The sequence below is a fragment of the Pueribacillus theae genome (genome assembly GCF_003097615.1).
Lineage (GTDB): Bacteria > Bacillota > Bacilli > Bacillales > UBA6769 > Pueribacillus > Pueribacillus theae.
The window spans coordinates 1-483 of sequence record NZ_QCZG01000119.1 but is presented as its reverse complement, the minus strand read 5'-3'; the positions used below and the strand labels follow the sequence as shown (position 1 = coordinate 483).

Here is a 483-nt window from a genome sequence, read left to right as displayed (position 1 = left end):
CGCATGATCCAAATTGTGACAATGATCCATCCATAGTCCGGGATTATTTGCCAAGAAAGCAACTTCAAACGTCTCGCCGGGTTCAATATTTACAGTATCTAGGACAAGTGGGCTTCCACTAATCGGTTTTCCATTTTTACTAATGACTTGGACATGGTGTCCATGAAGGTGCATCGGATGATCGGCAAAACTCCGGTTTACAAATGTTGTCTTCACAAGATCTCCCTCCTTGACCATAAGGGTCGGAGTATCAGGGAACGTTTTTCCGTTAATAACCCACTGTTGTCCTGCCTCTCCGTTATAGACACCAAAATAGGTGTGGTCTAGAATGAGTGTAAACGTTCTGTCGAACACGGTCGAAGTATTGAATGGAGCCTGTGCCGGTGATCCATAATTAGTGATATCTAAAATCTCGCCTTCATCGAGCACATTTCGTTTCCCGTGTCCGTCTGGGCTATACACTATTCCTAGTGGTTTGTCTTC

Annotated in this window: 1 protein-coding gene; it reads right to left on the bottom strand. The window is 44.5% G+C overall.

Features of this window, described 5'->3' with window-relative positions:
- A partial coding sequence (locus DCC39_RS18950; protein WP_165820944.1) for a multicopper oxidase domain-containing protein occupies window positions 1–483 on the bottom strand: 483 nt, incomplete at both ends.